We start from the raw sequence: 15,578 nt of genomic DNA on the forward strand, positions 1-15,578 counted from the left end.
GGGGGTTCTGTCAGGCTTGCTTCGGCGGGGCAAGACCATGCGCGCATTGCAGCGGCGTATAAGCGCAACGTCTGGTCGCGTCGTTGATACGATTGATCGTGGGTTAACCGTGCATTTACTATGATCGGGCAAAGAAATGCGACATGGCGCGCGCTGGCCGGACAGTGAACCTTTCGGTAAGGGTGCGGCCTTCGGGGCAGTGATGTTGGATGATGCGCGCAAATTGATGGACGGGGCACAGCCCGACGATGCGTCCGGCAGCGTTCCAGACGACGCGTCTGGAATAAATCCCTCGGCCAACAGGTTTGAGCGCGAAGCCGTGCCACCCGAAACGGTTGATGCCGAAACGATGCGCGGTCTTGCCCCCTATCTGCGCAATTCGCGGCAGTTCAAGCCGCCCACCGCAGGGCAAAAGGCCCGGCGGCGGTTTGCCGAACGATGGCGCGATGCCGCATCGCGGTATGAAAACTGGCGACAGGACGCCTCGCGGTGGTTCGATCGGCTTGATCTGGCACCCGACCTTGCCGAAAACATCGGCAGCCGCCGCTGGCTGCGCGGACTGGGGACGATGGTAGGTCTGGGCGTGGCGGCGCTGGCCTTCTGGCCTGATCTGACCCCGTTGGAAGCCCGCCCCGCGATGCCGCAGGACGACGATGTAACCAGCGAAATGCGCAGTCAGATGATCCTGCCGCTGGCCCTTGGCGGTGATAGCGGGCGCCGCATGGGCCCGACCGAAGCGGTGATCCCGCTCAAGAGCGCGCCCGAACGCCCGCAGATTCAGATGGTCGTGACGCTTGCGCCGGGCGATTCCTTTGCCTCGATGCTGCGCCGTGCGGGTGTCGCCGCCGGTGACGTCGATCGCGCTGCCGCCCTTGTCGGGCAGGCCGTGGCGGTGGGCGACCTTGCTGCAGGTACGCAAATGGACCTGCTGCTGGGGCGCCGCCCCGCACCGGGCCAACCGCGCCCGCTCAACAGCCTGGCGTTCCGTGCGCGCTTCGATCTGGAGCTTGAGCTTACCCGTCCCGGCGTCGGCGTCCTGATGGAAGACGGCACGCCGGTTGTGCCATCAGGGCCGCTCGCATTGAAACGCAACATTATCCGCGTCGATGAAACCCCGCTGCGGGTGCGCGGTCTGGTGGGTACCAGTCTGTACCGTTCGATGCGGCAGGCAGGCGTTCCGGCCAGCGCCGTGCAGGAATATCTCAAAGCGCTCGACGCGCAGATCGACATGGACCGCGAAGTCGGCGCGTCGGACGAATTCGATATTATCATCGCCTATCGCCGCGCCGCGACCGGTGAACGGCAGGCGGGACAATTGCTGTATGCAGGGATCGACCGTGGCGGCCGCGCCCGCACGCAATTGATGCGGTGGGGCAGCGAAGGGCGTTTCTACGAAGCGTCGGGTGTGGGCGAACAGCGCCGCGGTCTGCTCGCGCCGGTGCCGGGGCCGATCACGTCGAATTACGGAATGCGGCGTCACCCGATCCTGGGTTACAGGCGGATGCACGCTGGCATGGATTTCAAGGCGCGCCACGGCACACCGATTGTCGCAGCCAGCGATGGCCGGGTCACCAGCGCCGGGCGGTCGGGCGGATGCGGCATCGCGGTGCGGCTCGAGCACGGCGGCGCCTTGTCGACCCGCTACTGCCACATGAGCCAGATGGCGGTGCGCGCCGGCCAGCAGGTGCGGCGCGGTCAGGTGATCGGGTATGTCGGATCGACTGGTCTTTCCACCGGCCCGCACCTTCATTACGAAATGTATCGTGGCGGCCGCGCGATCAATCCCGCCAGCGTCGCCTTTGTCACCCGTGCCGAGCTTTCCGGCACCGAGCTGATCGATTTCCGGCGCCAGTTGATCCGCCTCAAGGACATCGAGCCCGGCGCCGCGCTCATGGACCTGACCCCGCTCCCGACCGAGGTGAAGGAACCTGTCCGCGAGATCGAAAAGGTGGATATGGCGCGCACGGGGGCGCCGTCTTCGACGCTGTAACGCAGGGGTTGTGAAGCGCCGCGGATTGGGCGTAAGCCCCGGTGCATGACCGGACATTATCCCAACACCCGCCTGCGCCGCACCCGTGCATCGGCATGGAGCCGCACGCTGCACCGTGAAACGCTGCTGACCCCGGCTGATCTGATCTGGCCGCTGTTCATTACCTCGGGGCGCGGCGTTGAAGAACCGATCACGACGCTGCCCGGGGTTTCGCGCTGGTCGGTCGATGGGATCGTGGCCCGCGCCAAGGAAGCGATCGCGCTCGGCATTCCGGTGGTCGCGCTGTTCCCCAACACCCCGCGTGCGCTTCGGACCGATGATGGCGCCGAAGCCCACAACCCCGACAATCTGATGTGCCAGGCAATCCGGGCGATCAAGGACGCGTGCGGCAACAGCATCGGCGTGCTGACCGACGTGGCGCTCGACCCCTATACCTCGCACGGGCAGGACGGGTTGGTGAATGATGCGGGGTATGTCGTCAACGATGACACCGTCGCGATGCTGGTGGATCAGGCGGTCAATCAGGCCGACGCCGGCGCGGACATCATCGCGCCATCCGACATGATGGATGGCCGCATCGGCGCGATCCGGCGCGCGCTGGAGATGAACGGGCATCCCAACGTGCAGATCATGTCCTATGCCGCCAAATATGCCAGCGCCTTCTACGGCCCGTTCCGCGATGCGGTGGGCAGCGGCGGGCTGCTGAAGGGTGACAAGAAATCCTACCAGATGGACCCCGCCAATGCCGATGAAGCGATGCGCGAAGTGGCGCTCGACATTGCCGAAGGCGCGGACAGCGTGATGGTGAAGCCCGGTCTTGCCTATCTCGACATCATCTACCGCGTGAAACAGCGGTTTGACGTGCCCGTGTTCGCCTATCAGGTGAGCGGCGAATACGCCATGATCGAAGCCGCCGAAGCCGCCGGGATCGGCAACCGTGATGCGCTGGTGATGGAAAAGCTGATTGCCTTCAAACGCGCCGGGTGCAGCGGGGTGCTCACCTATCACGCGGCGCATGTCGCAAGGTTGCTGAATGGCTGACACCACAGGGGCTTTCCGCCACGAAACGGCGCGGCTTGTGCTGCGCGATTGGGAAGATGGGGACTGGGACGCGTTCTGGCGCGGAATCAATACGCCGGCCGTGATGCGTTGGTTGGGCGGGGTGGCCGATCCGGCCCAGCGCACAGCGGTGCGTGAACGGCTGGAAGGCTATCGGCGCGATCATGGGCATACCTTTTGGGTGGTCGAACGGCGGGAGGACGCCGCGCTGCTCGGCTTTTGCGGGTTGAAACGCTCCAATCAGAAAGGCGGGCCTCAAGGAATGATGGAAGTGGGCTGGCGTTTGCGCGAAGATGCCTGGGGGCAGGGCTATGCAAAGGAGGCTGCGGCCGCATCGCTTGATCTGGCGTTTGACCGGTTTGGCGCGGCTGAAGTGATCGCGCTGACCGTTCAGGGCAATACGGCAAGCTGGGGCCTGATGAAGCGTCTGGGGATGCAGCGCCGCGCGGACCTTGATTTCGACAATGCCGATTTCGATCCCGACAACCCGCGCATCATCGCTTATGCAATCACGCAGCAGGGTTGGCAAAAAGCCGCGTGACGCAAACTGTCCTGACCACGCAGCGGCTTGTGCTGCGCCAGATTGGCGAAGCTGATCTGGATGCGCATATGGCATTGTTCAATACGCCCGCCATCATGGCGCATCTGGGCGGCGTGCAGCCCCGCCACATCATCGCCGCCAAACACGCCCAGTCGCGGGCGGGCTTTGCCGCCGAAGGATTTGGTTTCATGATGGCGCAGGCCCGCAGCACCGGCGCAATTGTTGGCCATTGCGGGATGCGACGGGTCATGCATCCTCTGGCTCCCAATCCCGGCGATCACGAGATCGGCTGGCTGGTGCGCGAAGATTGCTGGCGACAAGGCTATGCCCTCGAAGCGATGCGTACAGTGGTGGACTGGGGTTTTGCCGTTCACGGAGCGCCATGTCTTGTGGCGTTGACCTGCCAAGCGAACGCCGCAAGCTGGCGCTTGATGGAAAAGCTCGGCATGCAGCGGCGTGAAGATCTTGATTTCCGCGATCCCGCCGATCCCGAACCGATCATTCAATATGCCATCACCCGCGCGCAATGGGAGAATCAGCAATGACGACACGTGCCCCCGAACGCCCCGGCGTCAACATCATCCCGATCAACGGCAAAGCTCCGCGCATCCACGACACCGCCTTTATCGCGCCCGGTTGCACCATCATCGGCGATGTCGAGATCGGCGCGGGATCATCGGTCTGGTACAACTGCGTGCTGCGCGCCGATGTCTTCAGCATCCGTATCGGGGAACGGACCAATGTGCAGGACGGCAGCATTCTCCATTGCGATCCGCCGCGCCCGGGCGATCCCGATGGCTGCCCGCTTGTCATCGGCGATGATGTGCTGATCGGTCACATGGCGATGGTCCATGGCTGCACCATCGCGGATCGCGGCTTTGTGGGGCTGGGGGCGATCGTGATGAACAAGGCGGTGGTAGGCAGCGATGCGATGCTGGCTGCCGGGGCAATGCTGACCGAACGCAAGGTGATGGGCGCGCGCGAATTGTGGGCGGGGCGTCCGGCGGTCAAGATGAAGGATTTGAGCGAGGCGGCCATCATGGGCATGCGCGCAGGCGTGATGCACTATGCCGAAAACGCCAAGGTGCACGCAGCCGCGGTGGCCGCCGCACTTTAACGCAGCGGTTCGACCTCATCGGCAAACGGCGCATCGGGAGAGACGATGCGCCAGTCACGCGGGCGGCGACTGTCGATCACCACGACCGCGCCCTTGGGGCAAATATCAAGGCAGGGCACTTCGATCACGCCGACCTGCGCCTTGCGACCCTTGCCCGCACCCAGCTCGCGTTTGAGCGCAGCAGACAGGCGTTTATCATCGGGGCCAAACCCGCGGCCTTTCTTTTCCAGCTTCTTCGAACATTTCTTGCACACCAGCACGGCATGCGACCAGTTGGAACGGATGTTGGTTTTCATGACGGGGGAAGCGGCACAGCGATGCTTTGGTTCCGTGCGCCGCAAACCGCGCCGAGCGCAACCTTCTGCGGCACACCGCTCTAATCCTTGATGAGCGCCTTCAGCGTTTCGAGCTGATCGGCTTCGTGTGCGGGCTTGTCCCAGCGGATGCGATGAATGCGGGGGAAACGCATCGCGAGGCCGCTCTTGTGGCGTTTGCTCGAATGGACAGAATCGAACGCGACTTCGAACACCAGTTCACGCTTCACTTCGCGCACCGGCCCAAAGCGGTTCAGCGTGTTTTGCCGCACGAACTTGTCGAGCTGCTTCAGCTCGGCATCGGTGAAGCCGGTGTAGGCCTTGCCCACCGGCAGCAGTTCTGCGCCGCTGTCGGGATCGCCATCCCAGCAGCCGAAAGTGAAATCCGAATGGAAGCTTGACCGCTTGCCGCTGCCGCGCTGGGCGTACATCACCACGCAATCGATCAGCAGCGGATCGCGTTTCCACTTGTACCACAGGGCGACCTTGCGGCCTGCGACATAGGGGCTGTCCCGGTGCTTGAGCATGAGGCCTTCGATCGCCTCGTCGCGCGCAGTATCGCGGATCGCGGCGAGCGCGGTGAAATCTTCGGCGTCGACCAGTTGGGACAAATCGAAATGGCTGGCGGGCAGACGCGCCATCAGCGTTTCCAAAGTTGCGCGGCGCGACTTCCACGGCTGATCGCGCCAATCCTCGCCATCGAGCAGCAGCACATCGTAAAGCCGCACGAAGGCGGGAAACTCCTTGAGCATCTTGCCTGATACCGTCTTGCGGCCCAGACGTTGCTGCAACGCATTGAAACTGGCCGCTCCGCCGGCTTCGCCGCCCTGAATCGTCCCGCGCACCAGCAATTCGCCATCGAGCACGGCGTCCATCGGCAGCACATCGAGCAGTTCGGGAAATGTCGCGGAAATATCGTCACCCGATCGCGAATAGACCCGCGTCTGACCACTGGTGCGGACAAGCTGCACGCGGATGCCGTCCCATTTCCATTCGGCCGCGTAATCCTTCAGATCGACCGTGCCGTCTTCCAGCGGATGCGCCAGCATGAAGGGGCGGAACCGCGGAACGCCGGCCAGATCGGGCGCGGGCCCGCCATCGGCCGCCCATGCGAACAGTTCGGTGTAGGGCGGCGACAGCGCGTGCCAGTATTCCTCGACCTCCTCCACCGCCACATCGAACGCCTGCGCAAACGCAACCTTTGCCAGTCGCGCCGAAATGCCCACACGCATTCCGCCGGTCGCCAGCTTGATCAGCGCATATCGCCCCTTGGCATCCATCCGGCTGAGCAAGCCGGGCAGTTCTTTGGGCGCCGTAGCGCGGGTGAGCGCGCTGAGCCGATCGACCACTTCGGCCACCGACAGCGGGGGCTGGGGCACGGCATCTTCCGGTTCGGGCCACAGCAGGCTGGCGGTTTCGGCGGTGTCGCCTACGAAATCGCGGCTCATCGCCCACAGCGCCGGATCGACGCGTTCCATCATGAGGTTGCGGATGGTCGATGATTTGACCGCAGGAAAATCCAGCCCGTCGGTCAGACCTGCCAGCGCCCAGCCGCGATCGGGATCGGGGGCAGACCGCAGATAGGCCGCAATCAGCGCCAGTTTGCGGTTGCGGCTGGTGGTATAGACCAGCGCATCGAGCAGGGCGGCAAATTCTTCCATCAGCCGCGCCGCACCTGTTGGTCCATCCATTCATTGCAGCGCCATGCGGATCGGTTAAAGCGCTGCGCCGACGCTGCACGCTTGCGCGTCTTCAACAAGGAACCGCCTGTATGAAGTTCATTCCGCTTGCTGCTCTGGGTCTGGCCGCCGCGGCGCTGACCGCTCCGGCCTTTGCCGATGACAGCGCCGCCGCCGCAACCACCACGGCCGCCGCTTTCACCATCGACACGCCGATCGAAACGCTGATGGCCGACGAACGGTCGAAGGCCGTGCTGGTCAAGCATTTCGGCGGGCAGGATCTGGCTCAGCATCCCGCCTACGAACAGTTCAAGACGCTCAGCCTCAAGGCGGTCGCTCCCTTTTCGCAAGGGATGATCACCGATGACATGCTGGAAAAGATTGCTGCCGATCTGGCTGCGATCACGCCGGCCTGATTGACCGGGGACGAGGGTGTCAGTCATCCTCGTCCTCGTATCCAACCAGCGCCAACGCGCGTGCGCGGCGCTGATGCAGTTCATGCCAACGCAGCAGCGCTTCTTCGCGGCCATGCGTGATCCAGGTTTCGCGCGGGTTCACTTCGCGGATCGTGCGGGTCAGTTCGTTCCAGTCGGCGTGATCGGAGATGACCAGCGGCAGTTCCACGCCGCGCTGGCGAGCCCGTGCGCGCACGCGCATCCAGCCGCTGGCCATCGCGGTGATGGGATCGGGCAGACGGCGGCTCCACCTGTCATTAAGCGCCGATGGCGGCGCGATAACGATATGGCCGCGCATCTGGTCCTTGGTGGCATCGGCCACCAGCCGCAGATCGCCCAGCGGCACATCGTGCTCCTCATAAAGCCGGCACATCGCCTCCATTGCGCCGTGCAGCCAGATCGTATCGGTATGTCCGGCAGCGCGCAATTCGGCGATGACGCGCTGGGCCTTACCCAAGGCATAGGCGCCCACCAGAATGCACGAATCCGGATTTTCGGCACGTGCATCGATCAGCTTGCCAATCTCCTCGCCGATGGGCGGGTGGGTGAAGACCGGCAGGCCGAAGGTCGCTTCGGTGATGAAAATATCGCACGGCGTCACCTGAAACGGCGCGCAGGTGGGGTCTGGCACGCGTTTGTAATCGCCGGTGATCACGACCCGTTCGCCCGCATGTTCGAGCAGGATCTGCGCGCTTCCCAGCACATGACCTGCGGGCAAAAAGGTTGCAAAGACCCCGCCGCCCAGATCCACGCGCTCGTCATAGGCGGCAGGCCTTGCGCCCGCGCACGTGGCGTAGCGCAGTTTCATGATCGCCAGCGTTTCGGGTGTTGCGATGGTTTCGCCATGCCCCCCGCGCGCGTGATCGGCATGGCCGTGCGTCACCAGTGCACGCGGCACCGCACGCGACGGATCGACCCAGATGTCCGCAGGGACAATGTGGATGCCATGCGGCTCGGGCCGTATCCATGCGCGTTCGGCTGTCATGGAACAGAAAGTGGGAAGCCGGGCCGCGACTTTCCAGCCCTATTACAGCGGCCGGGTGATGCGCTGCGGGATCAGAAGCGGCGCTGCTGCAATGTGCCCCGCTGAAGCTCCATGACGGCCTGCCGCATGGCGGGGCTGGCGTGTGCCATAAAGGATTCCGGTTGTGTGCCGAGCGTGTGAAGGCGCGGCGTTTCGTACTTCAGTTTGGTGGCGACCATTGTAAATCCTTGCGACGACCTGAGCAGGGCAGCCATGGGCGCGGCGAGATCGAAGGGGTGGGGGGAAACCCGCAGCGCGCCCATGACTGCTCTACAATCGTCAAGCTGCCGCACGGCAAACGCTAAGGCAATCCCGCTTCTATACGGTAAGGGTGGGTCATTTTGCGGTAAGACTTGGGACAGGCGAACCGATGCAGAGCGCGGGCGTAAGCGCGCACAAGAAAACGGGCGCGAAAGGTATGCCCCTTCGCGCCCGCGATAGTGTTCATTGATGCAGGCTCAGCCTTCGTCGGTTTCCGCTTCGGTGTTGCGGGTGGCCGATTTCTTGCGCGAGGCGGACTTCTTGGCCAGCTTTACCTTGGGCGGGGCCGGGGTCATTTCAAAGCTTGGCTTGTTGTCCTTCACCGTGACATGCACCTCGCCGCCTTCGGCAAGCTTGCCGAACAAGAGTTCTTCAGCCAGCGGCTGCTTGATCTTGTCCTGGATCAGGCGAGCCATCGGGCGCGCGCCGTAGAGCTTATCATAGCCCTTGTCGCCGAGCCATGCGCGCGCATCGCTGTCGAACTGGATGTGGACGTTCTGTTCGGCCAGCTGCAATTCCAGCTGGAGGATGAACTTGTCGACCACACGGGCGACGATGCTCTTGCCGAGATAAGCGAAGGGCACGATCGCATCCAGACGGTTGCGGAATTCGGGGGTGAACATCTTGTTCACCGCTTCGGTCCCGGCATCGGCCTTGGACACATCGCCAAACCCGATCCCGCTGCGCGCCATATCCGATGCGCCGGCATTGGTGGTCATGATCAGCACCACGTTGCGGAAATCGACCGTCTTGCCGTGATGATCGGTCAGGCGGCCGTTGTCCATCACCTGCAACAGGATGTTGAACAGATCGGGATGGGCCTTTTCGATTTCGTCAAGCAGCAGCACGCAATGCGGGTTCTGGTCGATCGCATCGGTCAAGAGGCCGCCCTGATCGTAGCCGACATAGCCCGGAGGCGCACCGATGAGGCGGCTGACCGAGTGACGCTCCATGTATTCCGACATGTCGAAGCGCTTGAGCTCGATCCCCATGATGTTCGCCAGCTGACGTGCAACCTCGGTTTTGCCGACGCCGGTGGGGCCACTGAACAGGAACGAACCAATCGGCTTGTCCGGATCGCGAAGGCCCGCACGGCTCAGCTTCATCGCGGTCGAAAGCCTTTGGATTGCCTCGTCCTGCCCGAAGACGACGTGCTTCAGATCGCGTTCGAGGTTTTCGAGCGCTTTCTTGTCGTCCTTGCTGACCGACTTGGGCGGGATGCGCGCCATTGTCGCGATCACCATTTCGATCTCGCGCGCGGTGATGGTCTTCTTGCGGCGGCTCGGGGGAACGAGCATCTGCATCGCGCCAACCTCGTCGATCACGTCGATCGCCTTGTCGGGCAGCTTGCGGTCATTGATGTAGCGCGCCGAGAGTTCCACCGCGGTCTTGATCGCGTCGGGGGTGTATTTCACCTTGTGGTGATCCTCGAACGCGCTGCGCAGACCTTTCAGGATCTTGATCGTGTCCTCGATTGTGGGTTCGTTCACATCGATCTTCTGGAACCGGCGCAGCAGCGCGCGGTCCTTTTCGAAGTGGTTGCGGAACTCCTTGTAAGTGGTCGAACCGATGCAGCGGATCGCGCCGCTCGACAATGCGGGCTTCAGGAGGTTGGAGGCATCCATCGCCCCGCCGCTGGTCGCGCCGGCGCCGATCACGGTGTGGATTTCATCAATAAACAGCACCGCATGCGGCATCGCTTCGAGTTCGGTGACGACCTGCTTCAGCCGTTCCTCGAAATCGCCGCGATAGCGCGTGCCCGCCAGCAGCGCACCCATGTCGAGCGAATAGATCACCGCCGGCGCCAGCACTTCGGGCACATCGCCTTCGACGATCTTGCGCGCCAGACCTTCGGCAATTGCAGTCTTGCCCACGCCCGGATCGCCCACGTAGAGCGGGTTGTTCTTGGAACGGCGGCACAGGATCTGAATCGTTCGGTCGACTTCCGGCCCGCGGCCGATCAGCGGATCGATCTTGCCCGCTTCGGCGCGCGCGTTGAGGTTGACCGTGAACTGGTCGAGCGCGGTTTCCTTCTTGCTGCTGCCTGCATCCTTGGTCTGTGCGGGTTCTTCGGCCTTGTCGGTTCCGGCTGCGTTCTTGGGTTCGACCTGGCGGCCGCCCTTGCCGATGCCGTGACTGATGAAGCTGACCGCATCCAGCCGGCTCATATCCTGCTGCTGGAGGAAATAGACCGCGTAGCTGTCGCGTTCGGAAAACAGCGCGACCAGCACGTTGGCGCCGGTGACGGTGTCCTTGCCCGAAGACTGGACGTGCAGGATCGCGCGCTGGATCACGCGCTGGAATCCCGCGGTGGGCTGGGGATCAGCGCCGTCTTCGGTCTTGAGGCTCTGGTATTCCTGATCGAGATACTGCTTCACCACCTCGCCCAGTTCCGCCAGATCGACCCCGCAGGCCGCCATTACGGCCGCCCCGTCCTCGTCATCGATCAGCGCCAGAAGCAGGTGTTCGAGCGTGGCATATTCGTGCCGCCGTTCAGACGCATTGCCGAGTGCGTTGTGCAGCGTGCGTTCGAGATTCTGGGCAAAGCTGGGCATGGGAGAGGCCTCTATCTGCGGGAGGGTGCTCGTGGCGAGCGAGCGGGGGAAGCCAGTTTCCGACAATATGGGATGGGCCGGGCAAATTGCGAATCCCCTAAGGACGATACGCTGAAAGATACGGTACGGATCATCCGCCGGCCTCGGTCGAACCGCGTTTGCCGAACAGCGCATCGGCCGCGGCGCGGTGGGCGGCGGCCTTTTCGCGGTGGGCTGAAACGCGTGCAATCTCTGCTTTCAGCAGCGCAATCCGTTCATCCAGCTCGCCCTGCGAATAGGGGGCCAGATCCTCACCAGCAAGGCGAGTTGCCGCGTCTCCGCTGGGCCGGGGGCGATCGGGTTCTTCCATTGGTATGCAGCATCATGCCCAAGCGGCTTGCTGTCAATCGGTGAGACGGTTATTCGCGCTGCCACAAGGGTTCGTACGACGGTGTGGGGGATGGAAGAAATGATCGCAGGCACGGGGGCCCAATTGCCCGAGACCATGCAGTCTGTCGGTTTCGACGCTCCGGGCGGGCCCGACGTGCTGGCGATACAGACATCGCCGCTGCCGCGGGTCCGGCCTGATGATGTGCTGATCCGCGTCGCCTATGCCGGGGTCAACCGACCCGATTGCCTGCAGCGCGCCGGTGCCTATCCGCCTCCGCCGGGGGCTTCGCCGCTGCTGGGGCTGGAGGTTTCGGGCGAGATCGTCGCGGTCGGGTCCGAGGTTCCGCGCGAAATGATCGGCCAATATGTGGCCGCGCTCACCCCCGGCGGCGGCTATGCCGAATATTGCGCTGCGCATTGGCAGCATTGCCTTCCTGTTCCCGAAGGCATGATGCTGTCCGAAGCGGCAGCCCTGCCCGAAACGCTGTTCACCGTGTGGCACAACCTGTTCGAGCGCGGATTGGCGCGCGATGGTGAAAGCGTGCTGATCCACGGCGGCACCAGCGGCATCGGGACGATGGCGATCATGCTCGCCAAGGCGTTCGGCCTTACCGTGATCGTGACCTGCGGAGACGATGCGAAATGCGCTGCGGCCACGCGGATCGGTGCCGATTTTGCGATCAACTACCGCGATCAGGATTTTGTCGAAGCGGTGCTGGAGCATACGCAGGGCAAGGGCGTTCACGTGGTGCTCGACATGGTGTCGGGCGACTATGTGGCGCGCAACATGAAATGCCTTGCCGATGATGGCCGCCACGTCACCATCGCGGTGCTGGGGGGCGCGAAGGCCGATCTGAACATGGCGGTGGTGATGATGAAGCGGCTGACGCTGACCGGATCGACGCTGCGCCCGCGTTCGGACGCGTTCAAAGCGGCGCTGGCCGACGAAATCGCCGACAATGCGTGGCCGCTGTTCGCCGATGGCGAATTGTCGCCGGTGATGGATCGCACTTTCCCGCTGGCGCAGGCCGCCGCCGCGCATGCGCGGATGGAAGCGGGCGACCATATCGGCAAGATCGTGCTCGAAGTGGCGGGGGGCTGACCTTGATGAAGGCGCCCCGGCGATGCGGCGATCAATTGACGCAGCTCTGACCGGAAACTGACCCCGAACCGTCACCTGTCTGTGAGTCCCCTGTAACATTTCGCTGTCACACCCTGCGCCAGCGACAGGAACTCCGGGGATTTCGCATGACGGCTGCCGACCTGACTGACATCATCAGCGACAATATTGCCAGCTTTCCCCTGTCGCCGCCGCGCATCCCTGAACCCGAAAGTGCTGAGCGCCGGTCCTACCGCACGGTCTGGATCAGCGACGTGCATCTGGGAACCAAGGGCTGCAATGCCGAATTGCTGATCGATTTTCTCGACCATGTCGACAGCGAGACCATGTATCTGGTCGGTGACATCATCGATGGCTGGCGCTTGAAGAAGAAGTTCTACTGGCCCGCCGCGCACAACGACATCGTGTGGCGGATCATGAAGCGCGCACGGCGCGGAACGCGGGTGGTGTATATTCCCGGGAATCACGACGAGATGTTCCGGCAGTTCACAGGCCTCAATTTCGGCGGGATCGAAATTCGCCGCGCCGCCTTCCACGACACCGCCGATGGGCGGCGACTGATGGTGCTGCATGGCGATGAATTCGATGCCGTGATGCTATCGCACCGCTGGCTCGCCTTTGTGGGCGACCATGCCTATCATCTGATGATGAAGCTGAACCACACCGTCAACGCGGTGCGGCGCTGGCTAGGCAAGCCTTACTGGTCGCTGTCCAAGGCGGCCAAACACAAGGTCAAGAACGCGGTCGAATTCATCGGCAAATATGAAGAAGTCGTCGCCCGCGCCGCAGGGGAGCGCGGTGTTGACGGGGTTGTGTGCGGGCATATTCACACCGCCGAATTCCGCATGTTCGAACACAACGGCAAGCCGGTCGAATACTGGAACGATGGCGACTGGGTGGAAGGCTGCAACGCGCTGGTCGAACACCACGACGGGCGCATGGAAATCCTGCACTGGCCCGAAGAAATGAAGCGCCGCGAAGTTGCGGCAACCGCGCAGGACGATGCCGATGCGCCGCCCTCCGCACGCGAGGCGGCGTGAACCGGCAGACCAAGATGGTTTTCGATGGCGCCGCGCCGCTGGGCCGCGCGCCCTTCAATCTTTCGCGCGCGCCGGCGGCACCGCCCACCAGCATCGCGATCGTCACCGATGCCTGGCATCCGCAGACCAATGGTGTGGTGCGCACATTGTCGACCACGTGCGAGGTGCTGCGAAGCTGGGGCCACGACGTTACCGTGATCTCGCCCGAAGATTACCGTTCGGTCCCTGCGCCCACCTATCCCGAAATCCGGCTGGCGCTGACCCTGCCGGGCGGGGTTGGGCGCCAGCTGGCGCGGATAGCGCCCGACGCGGTGCATATCGCGACCGAAGGCCCGCTGGGTCTGGCGGCGCGTCGGTACTGCCTACGGCGCAAGGTGCCATTCACCACCGCCTATCACACCCAGTTTCCCGATTATCTTGCCCGCCGCACCGGGCTGCCAGCCAGCCTTTTCTGGCACTATATCCGCTGGTTTCACCGGCCCGCCGAAACGATCATGGTCGCTACCGAAACGATCCGCACGCAGCTGCGCGAACAGGGCCTCACCCGGTTGACGCATTGGAGCCGCGGAGTGGATCTGGCCTGTTTCACCCCTAATGCGCCGCCGCAGCCCGAATATGCCGATCTGCAAAGGCCGATCCTGCTGTATGTCGGCCGGGTCGCGGTTGAGAAGAATATCGAGGCGTTCCTCGCCTGCGGCTATCCGGGCACGAAGGTAGTGGTTGGCGATGGTCCGGCGCGGGCGGGGCTGCAGGCGCAGTTCCCTGACGCGGTGTTTCTGGGCAAGCGCAGCGGGGCTGCGCTGGCGGGGTGCTATGCCGGCGCTGATGTCTTCGTGTTTCCAAGCCGCACCGACACCTTCGGCCTTGTCATGATCGAAGCATTGGCCTGCGGCACGCCCGTGGCGGCCTTTCCGGTGGCAGGGCCGCTCGACATCGTGACCGACGCGGTCGGCGCGCTTTCCGAAGACCTTACCCGCGCGATCGATGCGGCGCGTTACTGCGACCGCGACGCGTGCGCTGCCTATGGCGCAAGCTATTCGTGGGATGCCGCCACCCAGCAGTTCTTGTCAGGTCTGGCCGCGCTGGACGAAGCGCACACGGTATCGCTGTCAGCGCCTTCAGCCTCCTGAATCAAGGTTTGCTTGCCGTTTCGCGCCGCATGGCGTATCTAAGAATCCAATGCGGCCGCTCCGAAAGGGGCGGCCCTTCTATTTTCAACTGGAGATTCCCTCATGGCGACCAAGGATCAGCCCAAGCCGCTGATGCCGCATGCCACCGCCACCTGGCTGGTGGACAACACCGCATTGGCGTTCGAGCAGATTGCCGAATTTTGCGGCCTCCACATTCTTGAAGTGCAGGCGATGGCCGATGATCTGGCCAGCAGCAAGTACACGGGGCGCGATCCCGTGCACGCGGGCGAACTGACGCAGGCCGAAATCGAAAAGGGGCAGGCCGATCCCGGCTATTCGCTGAAGATGCACAAGGCTCCGGTCGAAGTGACCCGCACCAAGGGGCCGCGCTACACCCCGGTGTCCAAGCGTCAGGACAAGCCCGATGGCATCGCCTGGATCTTGCGCAATCATCCCGAAGTGTCGGACGCGCAGATCGGCAAGCTGATCGGCACCACGCGCAACACCATCGGTGCGCTGCGCGACCGCACGCACTGGAACATCCAGAACATCACGCCCAAAGACCCGGTGACGCTGGGCCTGTGTTCGCAGCGCGAACTCGATGCGATGGTGGCCAAGGCTGCCAAGCGTGCAGGCATTTCCGAAGACACCGAAGCGCCCGTGGCATCGGAACGCAATGACCGCGACAATCTGATCGCCGAACTGCGCGCCGAACGCGATGCCAACATCAAGGCTGCCGGCGCTGCCGCACAGGAAGCCGAAGCCGAAGCATGGCTCGCCGCACGCCGTGCTGCCGAAGCTGCCGAAGAAAAGATCGACCCTGAAAGCGGGTTCATCTCGAACTGATCGACCGTGCCGGGGCGTGTTGCAGACGCCCCGGCCGCCTTCGCATCCGCGTTGCAAAAAGCGACAATGCACCCGCGA

The 15,578-nt window shown here is 63.6% G+C and carries 16 protein-coding genes; 10 read left to right on the top strand and 6 right to left on the bottom strand.

Annotated features, from left to right (window positions below; all coding sequences use genetic code 11):
- Positions 1 to 136: 136 nt before the first annotated feature.
- From SJY33_RS12025 to SJY33_RS12045, 5 genes are read left to right on the top strand one after another with little or no spacing between them, the layout of a single operon-like run.
- Entirely contained in the window at positions 137 to 1,990 is a 1,854-nt protein-coding gene (locus SJY33_RS12025; RefSeq protein ID WP_379923005.1) for a M23 family metallopeptidase, read from the top strand.
- A 45-nt stretch (positions 1,991 to 2,035) separates the two neighbouring features.
- Positions 2,036 to 3,031, top strand: coding sequence for a porphobilinogen synthase (gene hemB, locus SJY33_RS12030; protein WP_379923006.1), 996 nt, complete (start codon positions 2,036 to 2,038; stop codon positions 3,029 to 3,031).
- Positions 3,024 to 3,590 carry a GNAT family N-acetyltransferase gene (locus tag SJY33_RS12035; protein ID WP_379923007.1) on the top strand — a complete coding sequence of 189 codons (567 nt, stop codon included), beginning with the start codon at positions 3,024 to 3,026 and terminating at the stop codon, positions 3,588 to 3,590. The genes hemB and SJY33_RS12035 overlap by 8 nt, the downstream gene beginning before the upstream one ends.
- Positions 3,587 to 4,135, top strand: a complete 549-nt coding sequence (locus SJY33_RS12040) for a GNAT family N-acetyltransferase (RefSeq protein ID WP_379923008.1) — start codon at positions 3,587 to 3,589, stop codon at positions 4,133 to 4,135. Before SJY33_RS12035 ends, SJY33_RS12040 begins: the two co-directional genes overlap by 4 nt.
- Positions 4,132 to 4,707: a gamma carbonic anhydrase family protein gene (locus tag SJY33_RS12045; RefSeq protein ID WP_379923009.1), complete on the top strand. Its 576-nt coding sequence runs from the start codon at positions 4,132 to 4,134 to the stop codon at positions 4,705 to 4,707. Before SJY33_RS12040 ends, SJY33_RS12045 begins: the two co-directional genes overlap by 4 nt.
- Here the strand turns inward: SJY33_RS12045 and SJY33_RS12050 are convergent.
- Complete coding sequence (locus SJY33_RS12050; protein ID WP_379923010.1) at positions 4,704 to 5,003, bottom strand: (2Fe-2S) ferredoxin domain-containing protein; 300 nt, start codon at positions 5,001 to 5,003, stop codon at positions 4,704 to 4,706. The two genes, SJY33_RS12045 and SJY33_RS12050, sit on opposite strands and share 4 nt — an antisense overlap.
- Positions 5,004 to 5,083: 80 nt before the next feature.
- On the bottom strand, positions 5,084 to 6,682 hold the full coding sequence (locus SJY33_RS12055; protein WP_379923588.1) for a cisplatin damage response ATP-dependent DNA ligase: 1,599 nt from the start codon (positions 6,680 to 6,682) through the stop codon (positions 5,084 to 5,086).
- Between the two features lie 110 nt (positions 6,683 to 6,792).
- Between SJY33_RS12055 and SJY33_RS12060 the strand changes: the two genes are divergently transcribed.
- Complete coding sequence (locus SJY33_RS12060; RefSeq protein ID WP_379923011.1) at positions 6,793 to 7,116, top strand: hypothetical protein; 324 nt, start codon at positions 6,793 to 6,795, stop codon at positions 7,114 to 7,116.
- Positions 7,117 to 7,135: 19 nt separating this feature from the next.
- On the opposite strand, the gene SJY33_RS12065 is transcribed toward SJY33_RS12060, so the two are convergent.
- The 4 genes from SJY33_RS12065 to SJY33_RS12080 form a co-directional block, all read right to left on the bottom strand.
- The gene (locus tag SJY33_RS12065) at positions 7,136 to 8,140 is read right to left on the bottom strand and encodes a ligase-associated DNA damage response exonuclease (RefSeq protein ID WP_379923012.1); all 1,005 of its coding nucleotides are present in this window, start codon (positions 8,138 to 8,140) and stop codon (positions 7,136 to 7,138) included.
- A 71-nt stretch (positions 8,141 to 8,211) separates the two neighbouring features.
- On the bottom strand, positions 8,212 to 8,358 hold the full coding sequence (locus SJY33_RS12070) for a hypothetical protein (RefSeq protein WP_379923013.1): 147 nt from the start codon (positions 8,356 to 8,358) through the stop codon (positions 8,212 to 8,214).
- 279 nt (positions 8,359 to 8,637) lie between these two features.
- Positions 8,638 to 10,995: an ATP-dependent Clp protease ATP-binding subunit ClpA gene (gene clpA / locus SJY33_RS12075; protein WP_379923014.1), complete on the bottom strand. Its 2,358-nt coding sequence runs from the start codon at positions 10,993 to 10,995 to the stop codon at positions 8,638 to 8,640.
- 130 nt (positions 10,996 to 11,125) lie between these two features.
- Positions 11,126 to 11,344, bottom strand: coding sequence for a DUF1192 domain-containing protein (locus SJY33_RS12080; RefSeq protein ID WP_379923015.1), 219 nt, complete (start codon positions 11,342 to 11,344; stop codon positions 11,126 to 11,128).
- 135 nt (positions 11,345 to 11,479) lie between these two features.
- Between SJY33_RS12080 and SJY33_RS12085 the strand changes: the two genes are divergently transcribed.
- From SJY33_RS12085 to SJY33_RS12100, 4 genes are all read left to right on the top strand, one after another.
- A complete protein-coding gene (locus SJY33_RS12085; protein WP_379923589.1) occupies positions 11,480 to 12,466 on the top strand; it encodes an NAD(P)H-quinone oxidoreductase in 987 nt (328 codons plus the stop codon).
- Between the two features lie 146 nt (positions 12,467 to 12,612).
- Entirely contained in the window at positions 12,613 to 13,524 is a 912-nt protein-coding gene (locus SJY33_RS12090; protein WP_379923016.1) for a UDP-2,3-diacylglucosamine diphosphatase, read from the top strand.
- A complete protein-coding gene (locus SJY33_RS12095; protein WP_379923017.1) occupies positions 13,521 to 14,654 on the top strand; it encodes a glycosyltransferase family 4 protein in 1,134 nt (377 codons plus the stop codon). The genes SJY33_RS12090 and SJY33_RS12095 overlap by 4 nt, the downstream gene beginning before the upstream one ends.
- A 102-nt stretch (positions 14,655 to 14,756) precedes the next feature.
- Positions 14,757 to 15,500: a DUF1013 domain-containing protein gene (locus SJY33_RS12100; RefSeq protein ID WP_379923018.1), complete on the top strand. Its 744-nt coding sequence runs from the start codon at positions 14,757 to 14,759 to the stop codon at positions 15,498 to 15,500.
- The last annotated feature ends 78 nt before the right edge of the window (positions 15,501 to 15,578 follow it).

The sequence above is a fragment of the Erythrobacter sp. R86502 genome, assembly GCF_042466465.1.
Lineage (GTDB): Bacteria > Pseudomonadota > Alphaproteobacteria > Sphingomonadales > Sphingomonadaceae > Erythrobacter.